This is a genomic window from Kitasatospora sp. NPDC127067, from assembly GCF_042724755.1.
GTDB lineage: Bacteria > Actinomycetota > Actinomycetes > Streptomycetales > Streptomycetaceae > Kitasatospora > Kitasatospora lactacystinica.
Genome location: NZ_JBHXEM010000080.1, coordinates 16,592 through 40,018, shown reverse-complemented (window position 1 = coordinate 40,018; position 23,427 = coordinate 16,592). Strand labels below are relative to the sequence as shown.

Here is a 23,427-nt window from a genome sequence, read left to right as displayed (position 1 = left end):
CTCCGGGACCGGCTGCACCGCAAGCTGCCGCCGGAACGCCCCGAAGCGCCCCCGCCGACGCCGTACGCCGAGTGCGGCCGCTGCCACGACCCGGTCCCCCGCCCCGGCATCTGCCGCACCTGCGCGGGCCTCGGCGCGAGAACCGTCGCCGTCGGCACGGGAGCCCCCGCCACCCCCGGCGGCGTCGCCCGGGCCCGCTCGGCCCTGCGCGGGCGGCACGAACCGCTCATCGCGGCGGGCAGCGGCTGACCGCCGCACGCCCTGCGCCGGTTCAGCGCTCCACGGCCCCTCCCCCGGTTGCGGTCCCGCTACGGGCGGGCGCCGGGGCCGGGGCCGGCGAACAGCTCCCCGAACGCCCGTCGGTCGCCGCTCCTCCATCGGGCCCGCTGTGACGGTTGCACGCTCCCACCTGTCCGCACGGGCCGCCGGGTTCCCACCGGAGTACGGCAAAGGCCCCGACGAACCCGGTGGTTCGTCGGGGCCTCCGCCGCCGGCCGGTCGGGCCGCCAGGCGGTCAAGCCGCCAAGCCACCAAGCCGGTCAGGCCGTCAGGCGCACTTGATGTCGCGGTTCACCACGGCCATCCCGGCGATCTTCGCGCCGTCCACGGTGAACTCGTACTGCCAGCCCTGCTGTCCCTCGACCGGCAGCACGTACTTGCCGCTCTTGGCCTGCTGGAGGCCCTTGGCGCCGTACGCCTGCTGGAGCGCCTCCAGGGTGGAACCGGCGCCGATGCCCTCGGCCGTCCTCGCCTCCGCCGGGGCGACCAGCTCGCGCAGACCCGTCGCCGCGAAGGAGACCCGGCCGGTGGCCAGGTACGCCGCTTCCTTGGCCTCCTTCGCCACCCTCAGGTCGACCAGGGCCATCGTCGAGTCGGCGATCAGCTTGGCGGCGGCGGCCGAGTCCGCGGCCCCGGCGGCCGAGCCCGCGGCGGCGGCCGCCGCGTCCTTGGCGGAGGCGTTCGGCGGCAGGGTGCCCTGCGGGGCGGGCGCCTTCCCGCTGGCCGCGTCGGCCTTGGCGTTCAGGTCCTTGTACCGGGCCTCGGTGGCCGCCTCGGCGGCCATCCGGGCCTGGTCCGGTGCCGGGCCGCCCTTGTAGACGAAGTCCGTGCAGCCTTCGAGCAGCGAGACCGGTGCGCTCTCCAGGGCTCCGGTGGCCAGCCCGGCGTCCTTGGCCATCCCCGGCTTCAGCCCCCGGTACCCGGCTGCCGCGAAGGCCTCGGGCCCCTTCGGCGTGGGCGCCGCCGTGGGCGCCCCGGTGGCGGCCTGGGCCTTGGCCGTGCCGTCCTTCCCCTTGTCGGAGGAGCCGGTGGAACAGGCCGCCGCCCCGACGGTGAGCAGCGCCACCGAGACGCCGACCCCTACCGCACGCATCGACCTGCGCGTCTTTCCCATGTCGCAATCCCCCTTGGTCGTACCGGCGATCACCGTACCGGGGCCACGACCATGATCCACAATTGAGTTCTCAGGAACAGTAGGTGTTGTGCTTGACCAGGGCGAGGCCGGCCACCTTGCCGTCGGCCACGGTGAACTCGTAGAACCAGTCCGGGCCGCCGCTGCCGCTCTCGGCCGGGAGTTCGTACGTGCCGCCCTTGGTCGGCTTGAGCTCCTTGCCCTCGTAGGCGCGCTTGAGCTCCTCCTCCGTCGAACCCGCGCCGACGCCCTCGGCGGTGCGGGCGTCCGCGGGCGCCACCACCTGGCGCAGGCCCTCGGTGCCGAAGTTGACCCGGCCGGTGGCCCTGAGGGCCTCGTCCCGGGCTTTGCGGGCGGGCGTGACGAGGTCCAGGTCCTTCTGGAGCTCGGCGAACTCCTTCTGGTCGGCGGCATCCTGCTGGAGCTGCTCCTGGAGGCGCGCGCTGTGCTCCTGCAGTTCCTTCAGCGAGGCCCCGGCCGCCAGCGGCGGGAGCGTCTTCCGCTTCGCCCTCATCTCGTCCATCCTGGCCAGCGCCTTGCCGGCCTTCGCGTGGACCTCCGCCTCGTTCGCCATCCGGACCGGATCCGGCGCCGGGCCGCCCTTGTACGCGTAGTCGGTGCAGCCGTTCAGCACCGAGACCGGCGACGGCTCCAGGGCCCCGGCGGCGAGCACCTCGTCCTTGGTCATCGACAGCTGCAGTCCCCGGTAGCCGTTCGCGCCGAACGGCTGCGGCGGCGTGGCGGCCGCCGCGCTCGCACCGGCCTTCCCCGCGCCGCCCCCGCCGCCCCCGCCGCCCTCGCAGGCCGCCGCCCCGGCCACGACCAGAGCCATCGTCAGTACGGCCACCGCCGCACGGGTGTTGCGGATCGTCCCCACGGTGATCCCTCCCCTTCGTCGATCGCACACGGTAGCGAACGTGCGGGCACGATCCACAATCGATTTCCACCCGTGGGGAAGGGGCCCCCGTCCGAGGACGCGGGCCCCCTTCGCGCGCGCCGGTCAGTCGACCGGGGGCCGGGCGGCGAGGCCGCGGGTGTAGTGGGCGGCGGCGAGGACCGAGGCCATCAGCTCGGAGTCGAGCACGGAGGCGTCGGCCAGCCGGGTGGCCGACGCGTGCGAGGCGAGCAGCGTCTTGGTGACCCGCAGGGCGGCCTCGGGGCGGCGCGTGACGGGCCTGGCCCACTCGTCCACCGCCCCGTCCAGGTCCTGCTCGGGGACGACCCGCTGCAGGATGGCGAGCTCCCGCGCCTCCACCGCGCCGACCGGCCGGCCGGTGAGGATGATCTCCCGGACCCGGGCCGCGCCGACCTCGTGGAGCAGGCGGGGCAGCAGCCCGCCCCAGGCGACGGGCAGGCCCAGGGCCAGCTCGGGCAGCCGGAAGACGGCGTTGTCGGCGCCGACCCGCAGGTCGCAGGCGAGCGCCAGGGCGAAGCCGGCGCCGGTCGCCCGGCCCTGGACCCGTGCGACGGTCACGGCGGGGCTGTTGGTGAGGGCGTCGCAGACCCTGCGCGCCCTGTCCCCGTAGCTGCGTATCCGGCCGCCGGTCGGGTCCTCGTCCAGGCCCGCGAGGAGTTCCTCGCGGTCGCCGCCGAGGCAGAAGTCCCGGCCCGCAGCGGACAGCACGATCACCCGCACGGCGGGGTCGGGCACGGCGAGGACGGCGAGGAGTTCGTCCAGCATGGCGGAGGTGACGGCGTTCCCGGTCTCCGGGCTGTCCAGCTCGACGTGGAGCACCGCTCCCCGGAGCTCGGAACGGACCGTACGGACCGGCGCGGGCCCGGGTGCCGGCTCGGAGGCCGGCTCGGGTGCCAAAGCGGGGCCCAGAGCGGGTGCCGGCTCGGGTGCCAGAGCGGAGGCCGACTCGGGCTGGGCGTACCAGCCGGTGGGCGCCGGGGGGTTCGCCGGGTACGGGGGCCGCATCGCGTACGGGTGGTACTGGGGAGCCTGCGAGGAGACGTTCATGCGGCCACTCTCAGGGACGTCACCCGGTGGAAGACCATCCGGGGCGCGTGCTCCGGCGGGCTCACCGCCCGCAGCGTCGGGAAGCGCTCCAGCAGCTGGCCGAGCAGGGCGCGCGCCTCCAGCCGGGCCAGGCCCGCGCCGAGGCAGTAGTGGGCGCCGCCGCCGAAGGTGAGGTGGGTGCCCCGGCGGAGCGGGTCGAAGGTGTGCGGGTCCGGGTTGCGGCGCGGATCGCGGTTGGCCGCGCCGTACATCACGTGGACCATGGTGTCCTTGGGGAGGAACGTCCCGGCCAGCACGGTGTCCTCGCCCGCGACGCGGCTGTTGACGCGGATCGGCGGGTCGTAGCGCAGCGCCTCGTCGATCGCCTCGTCGATGTGCTCGGGCCGCTCCCGCAGCCACTCCCACCTGCCTGGCGACTGCAGCAGCTGCCACACCAGCGAGGAAAGCAGCGTCGCCGTGGTCTCCAGCGAGGCGATGGTGACGAACATGGTGAGCTGGTAGACCATCCGGTCGGTGGCCTCGCGGTCGGACTCCAGCCCGTCCCAGGTGCGGATCCAGCCGGCGATCACGTCGTCGCCGTCGTTCTCGCGGCGTTCCCGGACGAGGCGGGTGAAGTACTCGCGCAGGTCCATGGTGGCCTGCTCGGAGACCGCCAGCTGGCTCTTGGTGGGCAGCAGTTCCTGGGCGTGCACCTGGTTGTGGGTCATCGTCAGGATGTGCGGGTAGTCCGCGGGCGCGATGCCCAGCCAGCGACCGACGGTGCCGATCGGCAGCTGCTCGCCGACCACGGTGGCGAAGTCCGCCTCGCCGTCCGTCCGTATTCGCTCGGCCAGGCGGTCGAGCAGCCCCGTGACGTCGGCCTCGATCTCCGGCGCCATGTCCCGCAGCGTGTTCCGGTCGAAGAGGCTCCCGAGGCTGCGCCGCTGCCGGGTGTGCTCGGGGGCGTTGAGCCGGGAGAGGGTCCGGCTCATCTCCTGGGTGGCGACGGCCTCCCAGCGCTCCGTCCCGGTCTGCCGCTCCTGCCAGGCGAAGTCCGGGACGAGCCAGGTCCTGCCGCGCAGGACCTGGTCGCACGCTTCGTAACCGGTGACCAGGTAGCCGCCCCAGGGCGCCGGGACGAGGTCCCCGAGCGCCCGCAGCCCGTCGTAGACCGGGCTCGGATCGGCGAGCCCCTCGGCCGACCGCAGCCTCCGCAGCAGCGGTACGGCGGCACGGCGGTCGACCCTGCCGTCAGGGCGCTCCGACTCCGCGGGGCGGGCTTCCAACATGGCGGTCACACGGGCTCCTTCAACACGCGGGCGGGCAGTACGGCGGCGTACTACCCAGCAACAGCGCGCTCAAGCGTCGATCCGTGTTGCCCACGTCACGTACTGCACCGCCGTCGCACGCCGTTCACCTCGCGGTGACCGGGCGGCTTCCGGCGGCGCGTCGGACCGGGATCCCCGGGGCCCCGGACGCCCGGGGCCCTGAATCAGGCCCGGGATCGGGCCCGGATTCAGACCCGGAAGACGTCCAGGAAGGAGCTCCACCAGCCCTTCTTCTGCGGCGCCCGGGCGGGCGCGGCGGCGGTGGGCTGCGGGTACGCCTGCGCCTGCTCGGAGCCGGCCGGCGACGGGGCCGGGGCGGGGTCCGCGACCGGCCGCGCAGTGCGGGCGGCCACCGGGCTGAACCGCACCGGCAGCGAGACCAGGCCGCGCTGGAACGGGCCCGGCCGCCACTCCACGCGCTCCGCGGGAACCGCGAGCGTGACGTCCGGGAGCGCGTTGAGCAGGCACTCGATGGCGCTCAGGGCGATCAGCTGGGCCGGGGACTTGGCCGGGCAGGCGTGCGGGCCGGCGCCCCAGGCCAGGTGGGCCCCCTTGCTGAGGGTCAGCCGGGCGTCGGTGAGCGCGGGGTCGCTGTTGGCGGCGGCGAAGCTGATCACCACCGGGCTGCCGGCGTCCATCGGGACGCCGCCCAGGTTGAGGTCCTGCATCGGGTAGTGCGTCGCGTAGTTGGCGATCGGCGGGTTGTTCCACAGCACGTCGTCGAGGGCGTCCTCGATGCGCAGTCCGGAGCCGCCCTCGCCGGACAGCAGCAGGAGCAGCGCGTTGCCGATCAGGTTGCGCTCGGGCTCGACGCCGGCGCCCATCAGCATGACCAGCTGGTCCTTGAGCTCCTCGTCCCGCAGGCCGGCCGGGTGCTGGATGAGCCAGGAGGTGATGTCGTCGCCCGGCTGGCGGCGCTTCAGCGCGACCAGGTCCATCAGGCAGGAGGTCAGCTCCTCGTTGGCCTGGATCACGTCGAGGCCGTCGAAGAGCGCGGACATGCTGCGGGTCAGCCGGTCGCCGATGTCGGCCGGGCAGCCGAACAGCTGGTTGAACAGCAGCAGCGGCAGCAGCTTGGCGTAGTCGTTCAGCAGGTCGGCCCGGCCCAGCGCGCTGAACTGGTCGATCAGGTAGCCGGCGATCCGCTCGACGTGCCGGTTGAGCCGGTTGTCGTTGAGCCGGTCCAGGCTCTCGGTGACGGCCTTGCGCAGCCGCAGGTGCTCGGCGCCGTCCGTGAAGAGGCAGTTGGGCCGGTAGAACATCATCGGCAGGACGGGGCTGTCCATCGGCACCCGGCCCTCGTTGAGCGCCGCCCAGCGCCGCGAGTCCCGGGCGAACATCCCCGGGTTCTGCAGCACCCGCAGGGCGGCCTCGTGCGAGGTGACCAGGGTGGCGTCCACCCCGGGGGCCAACTCCACCGGCGCGGCGGGACCGTGGGCGCGCAGCTTGTCGTAGACCGCGTCGGGGTCGGCCGAGAACATCTCCCCGTAGAGCGGCGTGCTCACGCCGACGTGCATCGGGCAGCCCGGCGGAGGCGACTGCGGGACGGGTCGCTGCAGAGATTCCATGGGTCGTTCCTTGGGGGTGGCCCCGGGCGGGTGCGGACCCGGGAGACGTGAGGGGAGGGAGGCGTGGGGGAGGTCAGGAGGCGCGTTCGAGCAGGTGCCGGACGAGCGTCAGCAGGGCGTCGGCCGAGGACCGCTGGTCCCGCGCGTCGCAGAACACCACCGGCGTGTGCGGCAGCAGGTCGAGCGCCTCGCGGAGCTGGTCCTCGGTGTAGTCGCTCTGCCGGTCGAAGCTGTTGACCGCCACCGCGTACTCCAGGCCGTACTGCTCGATCAGGTCGATGACGGGGAAGGTGTCCGCGAGGCGGGTCGGGTCGGCCAGCAGCAGGGCGCCCAGCGCCCCCCGCGCCATGTCCTCCCAGAGCTGCATGAACCGCTGCTGTCCCGGCGTGCCGAACAGGTACAGCACCAGGTCGTCGCCGAGGGTCAGCCGGCCGAAGTCCAGGGCGACGGTCGTGGTCTTCTTGTCCGGTACGCCGCGGAGGTCGTCGACGCGGATGGACGCCTGCGTCATGCTCTCCTCGGTGCTCAGCGGGGCGATCTCCGACAGCGCCCCGATGAGCGTGGTCTTGCCGACCGCGAAGTGCCCCACGACCAGGATCTTGACAGCGGTCGTCACCGCGCCGGGGACGTAGATGTCCTCAGGCGAACCGGCGTTGAAGTCCATGCAGTACCTTCTCTAGAAGTCTCGGGTCCGGGGCCTGGGCCGGGGGCGGGGCCGACCGGCGCAGCAGCCGTCCCTCCCGGATCAGGTCCGTCAGCAGCAGCCTCACGACCCCGACCGGCAGCTCCAGCCGGGCCGCGACCTCGGCCACCGAGAGGTAGCCGCCGGAGCACAGCTCCCAGATCGCCCGGGTTTCGGGGCTCGGCAGGGCGGGGAGGTCCTGCTCGGGCGCGACGGTGACCAAGGTGATCAGAGACAGGTCGTCCGCATTCGGTAATTCGCGTCCACCGGTGATGACGTAGGAGCGGATGAAGCCGCCGGTGACCCGCTGTTCCTCGCCGCCGGCCGTCATGAGCCGCTGAACGTGCTCTGGCGCGGCGCCGCCGACATCGCCCGTCCGAGCGCGCCCACCTGCTGCTGCATCCGGAAGGACATCGCCTCCATGTCGACGTCGGGGGCGGTGGAGGCGGCCAGGTACGCGCCGCTGCCGGCCGCGATCAGGAAGATCCAGCCGTGGTCGTACTCCAGCAGGGTCTGGCGCCAGAGCCCGCCGCCTCCGCCGACGAACGGGGCGACCGCGCGGCTCAGCGACTGCATCGAGCTCATCGCGGCGGCGTTGGTCTCCGCCTCGTCGCGTCCGATCTCGCTGGAGCGTTCGAGCAGGAGGCCGTCGGCGGAGACGAGGATGGCGTGCCGGGCGCCGGGTACCTGGAGTACGTCGTTGAGCACCCAGGAAAGATCACGGCTCACTGGATCTCGGTTCCTTCCGTGGTCATGGTGTTGCGCCCGGACAGCGTGCCGCGCTGGAACGCGCCGAGGCGGGACGGCGTGTGCTGGCCGGTGCTCCGCACCGGCTCCTCGGCCCGACCGGGGTCCAGCGGGTTGGGGACGACCGACACGGGGCGCTGGCGGCGGCGCCGGGGCAGCAGTCCGTCCGCGGTGGTCTCCGGTCCCGCCGTCGCCGCGTACGGCGCCGGCACCGGGGCCAGGGGCGCCGCCGGCTCGGACAGCGACACCAGCCGCTGGCCGGCTCCCGGCGCCCAGGACTGCGCGGGCTGCTCCACCGGCGCGGCCTGGGCCTGGTAGTCGGTGTAGTCGGTGTGCTCGGCGACGGGCGGGGCCGCGACCTCGCTGCTGAGCAGTTCGGCGGGCAGCAGCACCACGGCGCGCACGCCCCCGTACGGGGAGACCGAGTCGACGGAGACCCGGAAGCCGTAGCGGGCGGCCAGCATGCCGGAGACGGCGAAGCCGAACTTCGGGGGGTTGCCCAGGCTGGTGAGGCCGATCGGCGCGCCCGGGTTGAGGAGCAGTGCCGCGCGGTCCTTCTCCTCCTGGCCCATGCCGAGGCCGGCGTCGTCGATGATCAGGCAGACGCCGGTGGGGACGGCCTGGACGCTGACCTCCACCGGGGTGTCCGGGGCGGAGTAGTTGGTCGCGTTGGCGAGCAGCTCGGACAGCACCACGGCGACCGGCTCGACGACCTTGCTGGCGAGCGAGACGCTGACCCGGGAGTGGATCCGCACCCGGTCGAAGTGCCGGATCCGGCCCTGGGCGCTGCGGACCACGTCGTAGACCGAGGCGACGCTCTCGCGGCGGCCCAGCCAGCCGCCGCAGAGCACCGCGATGCCCTGGGCGCGCCGGCCGAACTGGCTGTTCGTGTGGTCGATCGTCATCAGGTCGGCGAGGATCTGCGGGCTGTCGCCGTACTTCCGCTGCACCTTGTCGATGACGACCTGCTGCTCGTCGGCCAGGCCCTGCAGCGTCCGCATCGCCGCCTTGAGGACGGCCTTGGTGTCCTCCTCGGCGTCCCGGCGGACGGCGGTCAGCTCGGACGCGTGCTGGCCCTGCAGGTGGTCGTGCAGCGCGGCGAGCTCGTCGCTCCGGCGCTGTGCCAGGGCGCTCGTCTCCTCCAGGGAGGCGTTGCGCCGCCGCAGGGCGAGGTTCGTCCTGCGGGCCTGGAGGGCCGCTCCGACGGCTGCGAGCATCACCACGATGAAGACCCAGAAAAAGGGTTCCTGCACAAATGACGTCATGAAACTCTCTTCAGGTGGCATCGCGTGGAGCCGGTCCGGGCCCCGAAACGCGAATGGGACTGGCGGCCCGAACCTCCCCGAAAGGCACCTGATGTCACATCACATCGAAGTGCATTCCGGCACGAGACCTGCGGCGACGCCTATCGCGGAGTCAGCCTACTGCAACTCATGCCATGTCAGAACAGATACCAAAAAGGGCAGTTGGGGCGAAATTCCACGACTTGCTGGGAACTCTGACAAGAAATGACGGCATTCGTGACGCCGCGTTAACCACAGGGACACGTCCCGACCACACTTCGATTCGCGCGCAGGGTGATCGCGCCGTCACACCCCGGAATCGACGGCCCTCCGGACACGGCGGCCGCGCATGCGGAAGGGGCCCGCGTCCGTGGACGCGGGCCCCTCCGGCACAGCCGTCCGTCAGCGCATCGAACCGGTGCGCAGCAGGGTGCGGATGACGCGCATCGCGACCGAGAGGCTGGACAGCTCGTAGTTGTCCGAACCCCTTATGTCGTCGAGGGTGCTCTTGGCGCGGTTCAGCAGGGTCGAGTTGAGCTCGGCCCAGGCGGTGTACCGCTCCTCCGGGGTGGCGCCCTCGGCGCCGCAGGCCAGGACGTCGGCGGTCAGCGCCGCGTGCGCCGCGAAGAGGTCCTCGCGGATCGCGGCCCGGGCCATCGACGACCAGCGGTCGGTGCGGGGCAGCTCGATGATGCGGTCGAGCAGGTGCGAGATCTGGAGCCGGTCGCCCAGGTCGTAGTAGAGGTCGGCGACCTCGGCGACGTCCTTGCCGGAGCGGTCCGCGACCTCGGCGACGTCCAGGGTCGGGAAGACCGAGGAGAGGCCGGCGATCCGGGTGGCCAGCTCCTCCGGCACTCCGGCCGCGGCGAGCTCGCCGTACACGGACTCGAACCAGGTCAGGTCCTCGCCGCGCAGCGGCTTGGGCAGCGAGGCCCAGACCTGGTTGACGCGGTCGTGGAAGAACTCGATGGTGCCGGCGATGTCGAGCGGCTGGCGGCGGTTGTTGAGCATCCACCGGGTGGCGCGCTCGACCAGGCGCCGCGAGTGCAGGCGCATCTTGGTCTGCACCCGGGCCGGGACCTTGTTGTCCAGGTCCTCGATCTCGGCCCAGATCGGCTCCAGGTCGAAGACGGCCCGCGCGGCGGTGTGCGTCCGGGCGATCTCCTCGTAGGTCGCGCCGGTCTCCTCCTTCAGGCGGAAGGCGAAGGTGCAGCCACCGCGGTTGATCGTGTCGTTGACGATCAGCGTGGTGATGATCTCGCGGCGCAGCGCGTGGTTGTCGATCGCGTCGGCGAACTTCGACCGCAGCGCGCTCGGGAAGTACTCGTGCAGCGCGCTGCGGAAGAACGGGTCGTCCGGCAGCTCGGTGGCCAGCAGCTCCTCGGCCAGGATGATCTTGGTGTACGCGAGCAGGACGGACATCTCGGGCTGCGAGAGGCCGCGGCCGTTCTGCTGGCGCTCACGGATCTGGCGCTCGGTGGGCAGGAACTCCAGGCCGCGGTCCAGCTGGCCGGCCGACTCGAAGCGGCTGATCATCCGGGCGTGCACGTTGACCATGCTGTGCGCCTGGGCGACGGCGTTGGCCAGCACGACGTTCTGCGCGTAGTTGTTGCGCAGCACCAGGTGGCCGACCTCGTCGGTCATCTCGGCCAGCAGGACGTTGCGCTGCTTGACCGTCATGTCGCCCTCGGCGACGACCTGGTTGAGCAGGATCTTGATGTTGACCTCGTGGTCCGAGGTGTCCACACCGGCGGAGTTGTCGATCGCGTCGGTGTCGATCCAGCCGCCGGTGCCCTCCGGGCCGCCGGTGGCCGCGTACTCGATGCGGCCGAGCTGGGTGCAGCCGAGGTTGCCGCCCTCGCCGATGACCCGGGCGCGGACCTGCTCGCCGTTGACCCGGATGGCGTCGTTGGACTTGTCGCCGACCTCGGCGTTGGTCTCGGTGGACGCCTTGACGTAGGTGCCGATGCCGCCGTTCCAGAACAGGTCGACCGGGGCCTGGAGGACCGCCCGCATCAGCTCGGCCGGGGTCAGCTTGGCCGCCTCGACGCCGAGCGCGGCCCGGACCTGCGGGGTCAGCTGGATCGCCTTGGCCGACCGGGGGTACACCCCGCCGCCGGCCGAGATCAGCGACTTGTCGTAGTCGTCCCAGGAGCTGCGCGGCAGCTCGAACAGCCGGCGGCGCTCGGCGTACGAGGAGGCCGCCTCCGGGTTCGGGTCCAGGAAGATGTGGCGGTGGTCGAAGGCGGCGACCAGGCGGATGTGCTCGCTGAGCAGCATGCCGTTGCCGAAGACGTCGCCGGACATGTCACCGATGCCGATGACGGTGAAGTCCTCGGTCTGGGTGTCGACGCCGAGCTCGCGGAAGTTGCGCTTGACCGACTCCCAGGCGCCGCGGGCGGTGATGCCCATGCCCTTGTGGTCGTAGCCGGCCGAGCCGCCGGAGGCGAACGCGTCGCCCAGCCAGAAGCCGTAGGACTCGGCGACGCCGTTGGCGATGTCCGAGAAGGTCGCGGTGCCCTTGTCGGCGGCGACGACCAGGTAGGTGTCGTCCTCGTCGTGGCGGACCACGTCGGCCGGGTGCACGACCTCGCCGCCGACCAGGTTGTCGGTGATGTCGAGCAGCGCCGAGATGAAGGTCTTGTACGAGGAGACGCCCTCGGCCAGCCAGGCGTCGCGGTCGACCGTCGGGTCCGGCAGCTGCTTGGCGACGAAGCCGCCCTTGGCGCCGACCGGGACGATGACGGTGTTCTTGACCATCTGCGCCTTGACCAGGCCCAGGATCTCGGTGCGGAAGTCCTCGCGCCGGTCGGACCAGCGCAGGCCGCCGCGGGCGACCTTGCCGAAGCGCAGGTGGACGCCCTCGACCTGCGGCGAGTAGACCCAGATCTCGAACGCCGGGCGCGGGGCCGGCAGGTCCGGGATGGCCTTCGGGTCGAACTTCATCGACACGTAGGAGTGCCACTCGCCGGAGGCGGTGCGCTGGAAGAAGTTGGTCCGCAGGGTGGCCCTGATGAGGTTCAGGAAGGAGCGCAGGATGCGGTCCTCGTCCAGCGAGACGACCTCGTCGAGGGCGCCGGACAGCTCCTCCAGGATGCCCTCGGTCAGCTCCAGGGCGCCCGAACGGTGGCTCGGGCTCAGCCGGGCCTCGAACAGGTTGACCAGCAGGCGGGTGGTGTGGGTGTTGTTGCGGAGCGCGTCCTCCATGTAGTCCTGGGAGAACGTGGAGCCCGCCTGGCGCAGGTACTTGGCGTACGTGCGCAGCATCATCGCCTGGCGCCAGGTCAGTCCGGCGGTCAGCACCAGCTCGTTGAAGCCGTCGTTCTCGGCCTTGCCGGTCCAGGTGGCGGCGAAGGTCTCCTGGAAGCGCTCGCGGGCCTCGTCGGTGAGCTCGGTGGCCTCGCGCAGCTTCAGGCCGAAGTCGTAGACCCACGCGGTGGTGCCGTCGGAGCGGCGCAGCGCGTACGGGTGCTCGTCCAGCACCTCGACGCCCAGGCGCTGGAGCACCGGCAGGACCTCGGTGAGCGAGATCGGGCCGCCGACCCGGTAGATCTTGAAGCGGCGCTCGTCGTCGCCGGCGCCGACCGGCTGGTACAGGTTGAGGCGGAAGTCGCCCTCGCCGTGCAGCGACTCGATCTGCTTGATGTCGGCGACGGCGGTGCGCGGCGGGAAGTCGGCGCGGTAGCCGTCGGGGAAGGCGTTGGCGTACTTGTGGCCGAGTTCGGCGGCCTTCTCCTCGCCCAGCTCGGTGTGCAGCTGGTCGTGGAAGCCGTCCATCCAGAACCGGGCGGCCTCGGCCAGCCGGTTCTCGATCCGCTCGATGTCCGTGTCGGAGAGGTGCGGCAGCTCGGTGCCCGGGGCGACCCGGACCACGAAGTGCAGGCGGGTCAGCACCGACTCGGTGGCGTACACCGTGTAGTCGATGGTGGCGCCGTTCAGCTCCTCCTTGAGGATGTCGGTGATCAGCAGCCGGATGCGCGTGGTGTAGCGGTCGCGCGGCAGGTAGATGAACGCCGAGAAGTAGCGCCCGTACTCGTCCTGGCGCAGGAACAGCCGCAGCTTGCGGCGCTCCTGGAGGTAGAGCACGCTCGTCGCGATGGAGAGCAGCTCGGAGGCCGGGGTCTGGAAGATCTCGTCCCGCGGGAAGGTCTCCATGATCTGGAGCAGGTCGCGGCCGTCGTGGCTCTCGCTGGAGAAGCCGGACTCCTCCAGCACCTCCTGGACCTTGCGGCGCACGACCGGGATGCGGGTGACCGACTCGGTGTAGGCGGCGGAGGAGAACAGGCCGAGGAAGCGGCGCTCGCCGATCGGCTCGCCGGCGGCGTTGAACTTCTTCACGCCGACGTAGTCCAGGTAGGACGGGCGGTGCACGGTGGCCCGGCTGTTGGCCTTGGTCAGGACGAGGAGCTTCTTCTCGTGGGCCTTGGCGCGCACCGGCGCGGAGAGCCGGCCGAAGGCCTCGCTGACCGCGTGGTGGGCGTCGTCGTGGCTGTGCGGGTCGGCGCGCAGGATGCCGAGGCCGGTCCCGGCGACGGCCTTGAGGACCTCCTCGCCCTCGTGCTCGACCAGGTCGTACTCGCGGTAGCCGAGGAAGGTGAAGTGGTCGTCGGCGAGCCAGCGCATCAGCTCCCAGGCCTCGCCGACCTCCTGCTCGGGCAGGCCGGCCGGGGGCTGCTCGGCCAGCTCGTCGGCCAGGCGCAGCGCGCTCTCGCGCATCTTGCCCCAGTCCTCGACGACCTCGCGGACGTCGCCGAGCACGCGGCGCAGGTCGGCCTCGATGGAGCGCAGGTCCTCGCGGTCGGTCTCGCGGTCGACCTCGATGTGCATCCACGACTCGACGGTCGCGTCGGCCGGCCAGTCGGTGCCGGCGGCCTGGCTGCGGGAGCAGGCGTCGACGTCCAGGATCTCCAGCAGCTTGCCGGTGATGTCACGGCGGACGACCAGCTGGGGGTGGATCACGATGTGGATCGCGCGGTCCTGGCGGGACAGCTCGTTGGTGACGGAGTCGACCAGGAAGGGCATGTCGTCGGTGACGACCTCGACCACGGTGTGGCCGCAGGACCAGCCGTTCTCCTCGACCGAGGGGGTGTGGACCCGCACCTCGGCGGTGCCCTGCGGGCGCTTGAGGCCCAGCCGGTAGTGGGAGGCGGCCGCGCCGTAGACGTCGACCGGGTCGCGGTCGACCAGGTCCTCGGGCGCGGTGTGGAGGTAGTAGTGGTGCAGGTACGCGGTCAGAGCGCCATTGCTCAGACCTTCCCCCGGCGCCGCTCCCCCCACCTGGCTGTTCTCAGCGGCTGCGGCTGCCTTCTTGAGCAGTTCGGCCTTGGCTGCGTCCAGCTTGGTCTGCATGACTTCTTGGCTCCTGTCGCGCGCCGTTGCGTGACTCGGTGGTGTGTGGATGTACACCGACGGGTCACCGCAATCCTGCCGCACCATCCGACTGAAAGGGGCTCATGGCACGCATGAAACGTCCTCCCAGCGGGTAGGACGACTCATTCGTCCTGCAGCCACCCGACGACGCCAGCCAGCCTAACCGGATCAATCGAAGGTGGACAGGGACAGGTAGGCGCAAACCCGCAGGAAGTCGGGTCCGTCCTGGACACCATGTCCAAACCGGAGTCCGGTGTTCACTCTCAGCCCATGTGCGGGTAGCCGTGGTGCGTCGGCGGGACGAAGGACTCCTTGATCGACCGTGCGGAGGTCCAGCGGAGCAGGTTCTGCGCGGCGCCCGCCTTGTCGTTGGTGCCGGAGGCCCGGCCGCCGCCGAAGGGCTGCTGGCCGACGACGGCCCCGGTCGGCTTGTCGTTGATGTAGAAGTTCCCGGCCGTGAAGCGCAGTTCCTCGACGGCCTGGGCGATGGCGTAACGATCCTGCGCGATCACCGAGCCGGTCAGGCCGTACGGGGCGCCGTCGTCGACCCGGCGGAGCACGTCGTCCCAGCGGGAGTCCTCGTAGACGTGGACGGCGAGGATCGGGCCGAAGTACTCGGTCCGGAAGATCTCGCCCCGGTGGTCGGAGGAGACCAGCACGGTCGGCCGGACGAACCATCCGATCGCGTCGTCGTACTGTCCGCCGGCCGCCAGTTCGATCGTCGGATCGGCCTTCGCCCGGTCGATGGCGTCCCGGTTCCGCTCGAAGGCGCGCCGGTCGATGAGGGCGCCCATGAAATTGGACAGGTCGGTCACGTCGCCCACCGCGAGCGCGTCCACCTCGGCCAGGAAGTCGTCCTTGATCCGCTGCCAGAGGCTGCGCGGCAGGTAGGCGCGGGAGAGCGCCGAGCACTTCTGGCCCTGGTACTCGAAGGCGCCGCGGATCAGCGCGGTCCTCAGGATCTCCGGGTCGGCCGAGCGGTGGGCCAGCAGGAAGTCCTTGCCGCCGGTCTCGCCGACGATCCTCGGGTACGTGCGGTAGCCGCCGATGTTGGCGCCGATGGTCTGCCACAGGTACTGGAAGGTGGCGGTGGAGCCGGTGAAGTGCAGCCCGGCGAGCGCCGGGTCGGCCAGCGCCACCGGGGAGACCTGGAGGCCGTCGCCGGTCACCAGGTTGATCACCCCGGGCGGCAGGCCGGCCGCCTCCAGCAGCCGCATCAGGTGGTGGGCGGCCAGGGTCTGGGTCGGCGCGGGCTTCCAGACCACGGTGTTGCCCAGCAGCGCCGGGGCGGTGGGCAGGTTGCCGGCGATCGCGGTGAAGTTGAACGGGGTGACCGCGTAGACGAAACCTTCCAGCGGGCGGTGGTCGGTTCGGTTCCACACGCCGGGCGAGGAGGCCGGCTGGTCGGCCAGGATCTGCCGGGCGAAGTGGACGTTGAACCGCCAGAAGTCGATCAGCTCGCAGGCGGAGTCGATCTCCGCCTGCTGAGCGGTCTTGGACTGGCCGAGCATGGTGGCCGCGTTGAGCGTCTCCCGCCAGGGGCCGGCGAGCAGGTCGGCGGCGCGCAGGAAGACCGCCGCGCGGTCGTCGAAGGAGAGCGAGCGCCACTGCCGCCCGGCGGCCAGCGCCGCGTCCACCGCCGCCCGGGCGTCCTCCCGGGTGGCGTTGCCGAGCACGCCCAGCTTGGCGGCGTGGTGGTGCGGCTGGACGACCTCGATCCGCTCGCCGCCGCCGAAGCGCTGCTCACCGCCGATGGTCATCGGCAGCGGGACCTGCTCGGCGGCCAGCTCGTCCAGCCGCCGGACCAGCCGGCCCCGCTCCGGGCTGCCGGGCGCGTACGCGTGCACCGGCTCGTTGACCGGCACCGGGACCTCGGTGACTGCGTCGATGGGCATGGTGGCTCCGTCCTGGCGGCTGGTCGGGTGTGACACCAGCCTGACCAGCCGGGGCGCGATCCGCCCTTTCACACCCGGGCACGGCGGTCGTGGCGCCCGCCACGTCCGCCCGCTTCCCGGGGCCCGCGGTCCGGCCCGCAACGGCGGGAGGGCCCGCGGTCCGGCCGGGGACGGGAGGGCCCGGGGTTCAGCCCGCGATCCGGCCGGCCAGCTCGACCGCCTCGGCCAGACTGTCCACCACCGGGACGCCGACCGGCTCCAGCTTCTCCCGGGTGTGCGAACCGCCGGTGTAGAGCACCGCGTGGGCGCCCGCGCCGAGCGCCGCCACGGCGTCGTCCGCGGCGTCGCCGATCAGCACCGTACGGGCCGGGTCCACCCGCTCGCCGAGCGCGGCCAGGTGCCGGGTCAGGTGCTCCGCCTTCTGGCCGCCGGACGGGCCGCTGCGGCCGTCCACCCGCAGGAAGCCGCCGGTCAGGCCGAAGGTGTCGACCAGCGGGAGCAGCGCGTCGTGCTCGTACATCGACAGCAGCGACTGGCTGTTCCCGGCCGCCCGCCAGCCGTCCATCAGCTCGCGCACGCCCTCGGTCAGCCCGCAGGAGGCGCTGAGCTCCCGGTAGCGGTCGTGGAACGCGTCGTCGAGCCTCAGCCACTCCTGCGTGGAGGGCATCCGGCCGAGCAGTCGCTGGTAGAAGCGGGGGATCGGGATCTCGTACTGCTCGCGGTACTCCTGGAGGCTCATCGGCTCGATGCCGACGGTCGCGAACGCGGCATTGCTCGCCCCGAGCACCGCCTCCATGTCGTGGAAGAGCGTGCCGTTCCAGTCCCAAACGATGTGAGTGCGCACAGGGTGAAACGGTAACCCGACCGGGTGACACGCCGGTAGGACGGACCTCACGCGAGCAGGGAGGGGATCTCCTGGGTCGCGTACCAGAGCAGGTCGTGGTCCTCCGCGCCGTCCACGGTGAACTGGGCGTCCTGGTCGCCCGCGTCGGCCGCGGCCACCGCCGCCACCGCCGCCGCCACGTCCGTGACCACCTCGTCGTCGGCCACGTCGGCGTGCACCGCGGCCGCCTTGGCCAGCCGCACCGGGCCGGCCAGAACCACCCGGCCGAGCGAGGCCTGGTCCTGGTACTCGTCCCCGGGGAAGGGCCGCACCGAGGCGTCGGCCACGTCCAGCGCCACCACCACCCGGCGGCACGGGGCCTGCGGGTCGGCGGCCAGCAGCCGCAGCGAGGACTGCGCGGCCCGGTTCAGCGCCGCGTACTCCAGCTCCTCCAGGTCGTCGCTGACGTACCACTCGCGCAGCGCGGGCGTCACGGCGTACGCGGCGGACTGGTCCAGGGCGCCGCCCTCGCGCGCCGCCGCCAGGCCGGTCAGGGTGGTGGGCACGTACACGCGCATCGGTGGCACTCTCCGGTTCGTCCAGCAGGGTTCGTCCAGCGGGGTTCGTCCAGCGGCACCGATTCTCCGGCGCCCCAAGACTCCAGCGCCCCAAGAATAGGCGCCGCCGGACGGCCCGTGATCGCCTCCGGTCCCGGGCCGGGCCCTCACCGCCGGGGCCGCAGCGCCTCCCGGCCGGTGCGCAGGGCGCTCTCCAGGACCGCGCCGCGGCGGGCCGGGTCCATCATGTTCGGGCCCATCGCCGCGAGGTCCGCCGGGGTCGGCGCGAGCAGCAGCACCCGGACGCCCTCGGCCCGCAGCAGCGCGGCCTCGCGCAGCAGCTGCCGGGTGACGGCGTGGCGGTAGCGGCTCACCAGCTGGGCGAGCACGCCGCGGGGGCGTTCCCGGGCGCGCCACTCACGCAGGGCGGCCAGGGTGTCGCGGCCGGACGCGAGCCCGCCCCGCCGCCCGGCCCGCCCCGGCCGGGGGTCCAGCCGCAGCGCCATCGGGGCGAGCACGTACACCTCGTCCAGCCCCCGGCCGAGCATCAGGTCGGCGTTGGTGGCGGACCAGCAGCCGCCGTCCACGTACGCCGAGCCGTCCAGCCGCACCGGCACGAACCAGCCGGGGATCGCGCAGGAGGCCATCACGGCGTCGGGCACCGGGACGGCCGGGGCGCCCGGGTCGCCGAAGACGACCCGGCGGCCGCTGCGGTAGTCCACGGCCACCACCCGCAGCGGCGATCCCCCGCCGCCGGGCTCCGGCCGGCCGTCGTCGCCGGCCGGTCCACCGCCGCCGAGCGGTCCGGTGTCGCCGAGCAGGCCGCGCACCAGCTCGCCGACCGGCGCCAGCGAGCCCCGGCCGTGCGGTGCGAGCGCCGAGACCATGGTCAGCAGCGGGTACTCGCGCGGATGCCGGACGGCGTCGCGCAGCAGCCCCGGCGAGCCGATGCCGGCCCGCGGGCGGGGCGGCAGCGCACCGCCGACGGCGGTGTCGTAGTCGAAGGCCACCCCGGCCAGCGGGCCCTCCGTGATCGGCAGGCCGCGCTGGTGGTCGCGCAGGTGCTCGGGGCGGACGCCGCCGGCCAGCATCGCGGCGAGGATCGCGCCCGCCGAGGTGCCGAGCAGGACGTCGGCCTCGCCCGGCTGCCGCCCGGTGGCCTCCTCGACGGCGCACAGCGCACCGACCGTCCACGCCGCGCCGAGCATCCCGCCGCCGCCCAGCACCAGGCCGCGCCGGGGACCGCCCGCGGCGGACGGAGCGGTGCCCGCGGCCGACGCCGCCGCCACCCGTGTCGCCATACCGGCCGCCCCTCGTCGTGGGAGCCCGGCCGTCCGCTCCCGGTCAGGGTCCGATGGTGCGCTCCGGGCCGGTACGGCGCAACGCGGCGGCCGCGCGCCGCCACCCGGTCCGCCCAGTCGGAGCGTCCCCTTTCGGGCCGTACGGTCCGTCCCCGCACGTCAACCGGGCGCCGGCGACCGGCCCGTCCGGCCCGTCGCCGCACTGGCCGGTTCCCCCGGATAGGTGAACTCCGAAGCCTGCCCCGGGCACTCAGGAAACCCGTTGCCGCCCCGCGCCGGACGCCTCCAGCCTGGACCCGTCCGTACCCGCACCACCCAGCCGAGGAGCCACCCCGTGACCGTCCGGTTCACCGCCCGTCCCACCGCCCACCCGCACCGCCGTCCGCGCGACGCCGACGGCTGCGACCCGGCCGGCCGCCGACCGCGCCACCCGCGCGCCGCCTGCGCCGCCTCCCCCGGACCCGACTCCCCCGGACCCGACTCCGGGGCGCTGGCCGCCCGGTTCGCCCACCGGCTGGTCGAGGTGCTCACCGGCGCCCGGCCCTCCGGCCAGCTGATGCGGCACACCAGCCTGGCCGGCTACGGACAGCTCGCCTCGCTGGTACGGGCCGGTGCGCTGCGCCGCGGCGGCCCCGCCGACCGGCCCCGGCTCGGCCCGGTGCACGACCGCTCGCCCGCCCCGGACGCGGTCGAGGCCTGCGTGCGGGTCGACCTCGGCCGGCGCCACCACGTGGTGGCCTTCCGGCTGGAGCAGCGCGGCCCGGCCGGGCAGTGGCAGTGCACCGCCGTGGAGGCCCGGTGAGCGCCCCGCCGCACCCCCGGCGGTACCCGACGGCGCAGGGCGCCGTCCCGGTCCGGGAACGGCGCCCTGCGTGGCGTCCTGGCTGGTGTCCGGCGGCCGGCTCAGCCCTTGCGGCGGCGGCCCTTGGCCGACTTCGCGGCCTTGCGGCGCTCGGCGCGGGTCAGCCCGTCGCCCTCGTCCTCCGGCGCGAGGTCCTCGAAGTCGCCCTCGATGACACCGCCGCCGACCTCGTCCGAGGGGGCCGTGTAGTGCAGCCGCTGCGGCTTCGGGGCCTCCAGGCCCTTGGCCTTGATCTCCGGGCGGGCGGCGTCCTTCTCCAGCTTGTCGAGCACCACCTGGGCGTCCTCGACCGGGACCTCCTCGACCTGCTGCTCGACCTGGACCTCCAGGTTGAACAGGTAGCCGACGGACTCCTCCTTGATGCCCTCCATCATCGCGGTGAACATGTCGAAGCCCTCGCGCTGGTACTCGATCAGCGGGTCGCGCTGCGCCATGGCCCGCAGGCCGATGCCCTCCTGGAGGTAGTCCATCTCGTAGAGGTGCTCGCGCCAGCGGCGGTCCAGCACCGACAGCACGACCCGGCGCTCCAGCTCGCGCATGATCTCAGCGCCCAGCTGGTCCTCTCGGGCGCCGTACTGGCCCTGGATGTCCTCCTGGATGGACTTGATCAGGAACTCGGGGGTCAGACCGGCCTGGCCGCCGGCCTCCTCCTCCAGCTCCTCCAGGTCCAGGGTGACCGGGTAGAGCTGCTTGAGCGCGGTCCAGAGCTTCTCCAGGTCCCAGTCGTCCTCGAAGCCCTCACCGGTGGCCGCCCGGACGTACGCCTCGACGGTGTCGTCCATGAAGTGGCCGACCTGCTCCTGGAGGTCCTCGCCCTCCAGCACCCGGCGGCGCTCGCCGTAGATGACCTCGCGCTGGCGGTTGAGCACCTCGTCGTACTTGAGGACGTTCTTGCGGATCTCGAAGTTCTGCTGCTCGACCTGGGTCTGCGCGGAGGCGATGGCGCGGGTGACCATCTTGGACTCGATCGGCACGTCCTCCGGGACGTTGGCCATCGAGAGCACGCGCTCGACCATGCCGGCCTTGAACAGGCGCATCAGGTCGTCGCCCAGCGACAGGTAGAAGCGGGACTCGCCCGGGTCGCCCTGACGGCCGGAGCGGCCGCGCAGCTGGTTGTCGATCCGGCGGGACTCGTGCCGCTCGGTGCCGAGGACGTAGAGGCCACCGGCCTCCTTGACCTCGTCCTGCTCGGCCTTGACCGAGGCCTTGGCCTTCTCCAGCGCGGCCGGGAAGGCGGCCTCGTACTCCTCCGGGGTGTCCGTCGGGGTCAGCCCGCGCTGCGCCAGCTCGGCCGCCGCGAGGTGGTCGGAGTTGCCGCCGAGCATGATGTCGGTACCACGGCCGGCCATGTTGGTGGCGACGGTGACGGCGCCCTTGCGGCCGGCCTGCGCGACGATCTGCGCCTCGCGCTCGTGGTGCTTGGCGTTCAGCACCTCGTGCGGGATGCCGCGCTTGCGCAGCTCCTGCGACAGGTACTCGGACTTCTCGACCGACACGGTGCCGACCAGCACCGGCTGGCCCTTCTCGTGCTTCTCGGCGATGTCCTCGACCACGGCGGCGAACTTGGCCGGCTCCGACTTGTAGATCAGGTCGGGCTGGTCGATGCGCAGCGGCGTCTTGTTGGTCGGGATCGGCACCACGCCGAGCTTGTAGATCTGGTGGAACTCGGCGGCCTCGGTGGTGCCGGTACCGGTCATGCCCGCGAGCTTGTCGTACAGGCGGAAGAAGTTCTGCAGGGTGATGGTGGCCAGGGTCTGGTTCTCGTTCTGGACCTCCACCCCCTCCTTGGCCTCGATCGCCTGGTGCATGCCCTCGTTGTAGCGGCGGCCGGCCAGGATGCGGCCGGTGTGCTCGTCGACGATCATGACCTCGCCGTTCATCACGACGTAGTCCTTGTCCCGCTTGTACAGCTCCTTCGCCTTGATGGCGTTGTTCAGGAAGCCGACCAGCGGGGTGTTCACCGACTCGTAGAGGTTGTCGATGCCCAGGTAGTCCTCGACCCGGCTGACACCCTCCTCCAGGATGCCGACGGTGCGCTTCTTCTCGTCGACCTCGTAGTCGCGGTCGACCTTCAGGCGCTGCACCAGCTTGGCGAAGTCGGCGTACCACTTGGTCGCCTGGTCGGCCGGGCCGGAGATGATCAGCGGGGTGCGGGCCTCGTCGATCAGGATCGAGTCGACCTCGTCGACGACCGCGAAGTAGTGGCCGCGCTGGACGAGTTCGTCCTGCGACCAGGCCATGTTGTCGCGCAGGTAGTCGAAGCCGAACTCGTTGTTCGTGCCGTACGTGATGTCCATCCCGTACTGGCGCTTGCGCTCGACGGGCGTCATGCTGCCCAGGATCACACCGACCTCGAGGCCGAGGAAGCGGTGCACCCGCCCCATCCACTCCGAGTCGCGCTCGGCGAGGTAGTCGTTGACCGTGATCAGGTGGACGCCCTTGCCGGTCAGCGCGTTCAGGTACGCGGGCAGGGTGCCGACGAGGGTCTTGCCCTCACCGGTGCGCATCTCGGCGACGTACCCGTAGTGCAGGGCGGCGCCGCCCATCAGCTGGACGTCGTAGTGCCGCTGGCCGAGCACGCGCTTGGCGGCCTCGCGGACAGTGGCGAACGCCTCGGGGAGGATGTCGTCCAGGCTCTCGCCGTCGACGAGCCGCTGCTTGTACTCGTCGGTCAGTGCGCGCAGCTCGGCGTCGGTGAGGTTGACGAAGTCCTCTTCGATGGAGTTGACCTGGGCAGCAATCCGCTGCAGCTTGCGAAGGATCTTGCCCTCGCCGGCGCGCAGGATCTTGTCGAAGACGGACACGTGAGCGGGCTCCTTGCCTGTATTGGCACTGGACGACTGCACGGCGGGTCACCCCACCGCACGGGCCATCGTATGCGAGGAGTCCAACCCCCCGGGAGGTGCGTCAGCACGGTATTCCCGTGTCACCCCCGCGGGCACATGGCCCGATAGCACCGCCCACCGGGGCAAAACGGTCGGCGAGCCCTGGAATCGGCCTCCTGCCGGGCGGGCGGACCGGCGGGATATTCGGATGCCCGGCCGCCTCACCCGGCGAAATAATCCGTTCATGGAAGAAACCAGCACCGAACCGGACGTCCTGACCACCGAGCGGCTCGTCCTGCGCCCCCCGCAGGAATCCGACATCGACGCGGTCTTCGCGGCGTGCCAGGATCCGGAGATCCAGCGCTGGACGGTCGTTCCGTCTCCGTACCGGCGCGAGGACGCGGAGTTCTTCGTGCGCGATCTCGCCATCGAGGGCTGGCGCACCGGAGCGAACCGGATCTGGTGCGTGTTCGAGCGCGAGTCCGGCGCCCTGGTCGGGTCCCAGGGGCTCGTCCTGCGCGCCCACGACCCGGGCTCCGCCGAGATCGGCTGGTGGGCCGTGAAGGAGTTCCGCGGCCGCGGCTACACCACCGAGGCCGCCCGCGCCGTCTCCCTCTTCGGCCTGCGCGAGCTCGGCCTGCGCCGCCTGGAGTGGCAGGCCTACGTCGGCAACGAGGGCTCCCGCGCGGTCGCCGCGAAGGCCGGCTACCGCTTCGAGGGCACCCTGCGCTCGTACGCCGAGCAGCGCGGCGTCTTCCACGACGCCTGGATCGCCTCCCTGCTGCCCTCCGACCTGGCCTGAGGCCTCGGGGCCGACCCGGAAGCGGGCCGTT

Annotated in this window: 17 protein-coding genes and 1 pseudogene; 3 read left to right on the top strand and 15 right to left on the bottom strand. The window is 72.4% G+C overall.

Going from position 1 to position 23,427, the window contains the following annotated elements; all coding sequences use genetic code 11:
- Positions 1-249: pseudogene (locus ACFWJ4_RS27475) on the top strand (hypothetical protein); the annotation flags it as partial.
- Positions 250-547: 298 nt separating this feature from the next.
- On the opposite strand, the gene ACFWJ4_RS27470 reads toward ACFWJ4_RS27475, so the two are convergent.
- From ACFWJ4_RS27470 to ACFWJ4_RS27405, 14 genes are all read right to left on the bottom strand, one after another.
- Entirely contained in the window at positions 548-1,372 is an 825-nt protein-coding gene (locus ACFWJ4_RS27470; protein ID WP_380548193.1) for a hypothetical protein, read from the bottom strand.
- Positions 1,373-1,463: 91 nt separating this feature from the next.
- Positions 1,464-2,288, bottom strand: a complete 825-nt coding sequence (locus tag ACFWJ4_RS27465) for a hypothetical protein (protein ID WP_380548190.1) — start codon at positions 2,286-2,288, stop codon at positions 1,464-1,466.
- Positions 2,289-2,411: 123 nt separating this feature from the next.
- Entirely contained in the window at positions 2,412-3,374 is a 963-nt protein-coding gene (locus ACFWJ4_RS27460; protein WP_380548187.1) for an enoyl-CoA hydratase-related protein, read from the bottom strand.
- Complete coding sequence (locus ACFWJ4_RS27455) at positions 3,371-4,642, bottom strand: cytochrome P450 (RefSeq protein WP_380548198.1); 1,272 nt, start codon at positions 4,640-4,642, stop codon at positions 3,371-3,373. The genes ACFWJ4_RS27460 and ACFWJ4_RS27455 overlap by 4 nt, the downstream gene beginning before the upstream one ends.
- Before the next feature lie 227 nt (positions 4,643-4,869).
- The gene (locus tag ACFWJ4_RS27450; protein ID WP_359908518.1) at positions 4,870-6,249 is read right to left on the bottom strand and encodes a cytochrome P450; all 1,380 of its coding nucleotides are present in this window, start codon (positions 6,247-6,249) and stop codon (positions 4,870-4,872) included.
- Positions 6,250-6,322: 73 nt separating this feature from the next.
- Entirely contained in the window at positions 6,323-6,913 is a 591-nt protein-coding gene (locus tag ACFWJ4_RS27445; RefSeq protein WP_359908521.1) for an ATP/GTP-binding protein, read from the bottom strand.
- Positions 6,888-7,262 carry a DUF742 domain-containing protein gene (locus ACFWJ4_RS27440; protein ID WP_359908523.1) on the bottom strand — a complete coding sequence of 125 codons (375 nt, stop codon included), beginning with the start codon at positions 7,260-7,262 and terminating at the stop codon, positions 6,888-6,890. Before ACFWJ4_RS27440 ends, ACFWJ4_RS27445 begins: the two co-directional genes overlap by 26 nt.
- On the bottom strand, positions 7,259-7,660 hold the full coding sequence (locus tag ACFWJ4_RS27435; protein WP_380548184.1) for a roadblock/LC7 domain-containing protein: 402 nt from the start codon (positions 7,658-7,660) through the stop codon (positions 7,259-7,261). Before ACFWJ4_RS27435 ends, ACFWJ4_RS27440 begins: the two co-directional genes overlap by 4 nt.
- A complete protein-coding gene (locus ACFWJ4_RS27430; protein ID WP_380548181.1) occupies positions 7,657-8,943 on the bottom strand; it encodes an ATP-binding protein in 1,287 nt (428 codons plus the stop codon). Before ACFWJ4_RS27430 ends, ACFWJ4_RS27435 begins: the two co-directional genes overlap by 4 nt.
- Before the next feature lie 420 nt (positions 8,944-9,363).
- Positions 9,364-14,310, bottom strand: coding sequence for an NAD-glutamate dehydrogenase (locus ACFWJ4_RS27425; RefSeq protein WP_380548178.1), 4,947 nt, complete (start codon positions 14,308-14,310; stop codon positions 9,364-9,366).
- 284 nt (positions 14,311-14,594) lie between these two features.
- Positions 14,595-16,220, bottom strand: coding sequence for an L-glutamate gamma-semialdehyde dehydrogenase (pruA, locus tag ACFWJ4_RS27420; RefSeq protein ID WP_380548195.1), 1,626 nt, complete (start codon positions 16,218-16,220; stop codon positions 14,595-14,597).
- Between the two features lie 193 nt (positions 16,221-16,413).
- Positions 16,414-17,070, bottom strand: coding sequence for an HAD family hydrolase (locus ACFWJ4_RS27415; protein ID WP_380548175.1), 657 nt, complete (start codon positions 17,068-17,070; stop codon positions 16,414-16,416).
- 47 nt (positions 17,071-17,117) lie between these two features.
- Entirely contained in the window at positions 17,118-17,627 is a 510-nt protein-coding gene (locus ACFWJ4_RS27410) for a DUF6912 family protein (RefSeq protein WP_380548173.1), read from the bottom strand.
- Between the two features lie 146 nt (positions 17,628-17,773).
- A complete protein-coding gene (locus ACFWJ4_RS27405) occupies positions 17,774-18,907 on the bottom strand; it encodes a patatin-like phospholipase family protein (RefSeq protein WP_380548170.1) in 1,134 nt (377 codons plus the stop codon).
- Positions 18,908-19,241: 334 nt separating this feature from the next.
- Here ACFWJ4_RS27405 and ACFWJ4_RS27400 point away from each other — a divergent pair, with 334 nt between their 5' ends.
- Positions 19,242-19,709: an Rv3235 family protein gene (locus ACFWJ4_RS27400; RefSeq protein WP_380548168.1), complete on the top strand. Its 468-nt coding sequence runs from the start codon at positions 19,242-19,244 to the stop codon at positions 19,707-19,709.
- 101 nt (positions 19,710-19,810) lie between these two features.
- On the opposite strand, the gene secA is transcribed toward ACFWJ4_RS27400, so the two are convergent.
- Positions 19,811-22,573, bottom strand: coding sequence for a preprotein translocase subunit SecA (secA, locus tag ACFWJ4_RS27395; protein WP_359908546.1), 2,763 nt, complete (start codon positions 22,571-22,573; stop codon positions 19,811-19,813).
- A gap of 265 nt (positions 22,574-22,838) precedes the next feature.
- On the opposite strand from secA, the gene ACFWJ4_RS27390 reads away from it, so the two are divergent.
- On the top strand, positions 22,839-23,396 hold the full coding sequence (locus ACFWJ4_RS27390) for a GNAT family N-acetyltransferase (protein ID WP_380548165.1): 558 nt from the start codon (positions 22,839-22,841) through the stop codon (positions 23,394-23,396).
- The last annotated feature ends 31 nt before the right edge of the window (positions 23,397-23,427 follow it).

What these genes read in the sequence shown, in the direction of transcription:
- ACFWJ4_RS27425 (WP_380548178.1), bottom strand. Translation starts at nt 14,310, where the DNA reads ATGCAGACCAAGCTGGACGCAGCCAAGGCCGAACTGCTCAAGAAGGCA.
- ACFWJ4_RS27460 (WP_380548187.1), bottom strand. Translation starts at nt 3,374, where the DNA reads ATGAACGTCTCCTCGCAGGCTCCCCAGTACCACCCGTACGCGATGCGG.
- ACFWJ4_RS27430 (WP_380548181.1), bottom strand. Translation starts at nt 8,943, where the DNA reads ATGACGTCATTTGTGCAGGAACCCTTTTTCTGGGTCTTCATCGTGGTG.
- ACFWJ4_RS27470 (WP_380548193.1), bottom strand. Translation starts at nt 1,372, where the DNA reads ATGCGTGCGGTAGGGGTCGGCGTCTCGGTGGCGCTGCTCACCGTCGGG.
- ACFWJ4_RS27390 (WP_380548165.1), top strand. Translation starts at nt 22,839, where the DNA reads ATGGAAGAAACCAGCACCGAACCGGACGTCCTGACCACCGAGCGGCTC.
- ACFWJ4_RS27445 (WP_359908521.1), bottom strand. Translation starts at nt 6,913, where the DNA reads ATGGACTTCAACGCCGGTTCGCCTGAGGACATCTACGTCCCCGGCGCG.
- ACFWJ4_RS27405 (WP_380548170.1), bottom strand. Translation starts at nt 18,907, where the DNA reads ATGGCGACACGGGTGGCGGCGGCGTCGGCCGCGGGCACCGCTCCGTCC.
- ACFWJ4_RS27440 (WP_359908523.1), bottom strand. Translation starts at nt 7,262, where the DNA reads ATGACGGCCGGCGGCGAGGAACAGCGGGTCACCGGCGGCTTCATCCGC.
- ACFWJ4_RS27450 (WP_359908518.1), bottom strand. Translation starts at nt 6,249, where the DNA reads ATGGAATCTCTGCAGCGACCCGTCCCGCAGTCGCCTCCGCCGGGCTGC.
- ACFWJ4_RS27455 (WP_380548198.1), bottom strand. Translation starts at nt 4,642, where the DNA reads ATGTTGGAAGCCCGCCCCGCGGAGTCGGAGCGCCCTGACGGCAGGGTC.
- ACFWJ4_RS27410 (WP_380548173.1), bottom strand. Translation starts at nt 17,627, where the DNA reads ATGCGCGTGTACGTGCCCACCACCCTGACCGGCCTGGCGGCGGCGCGC.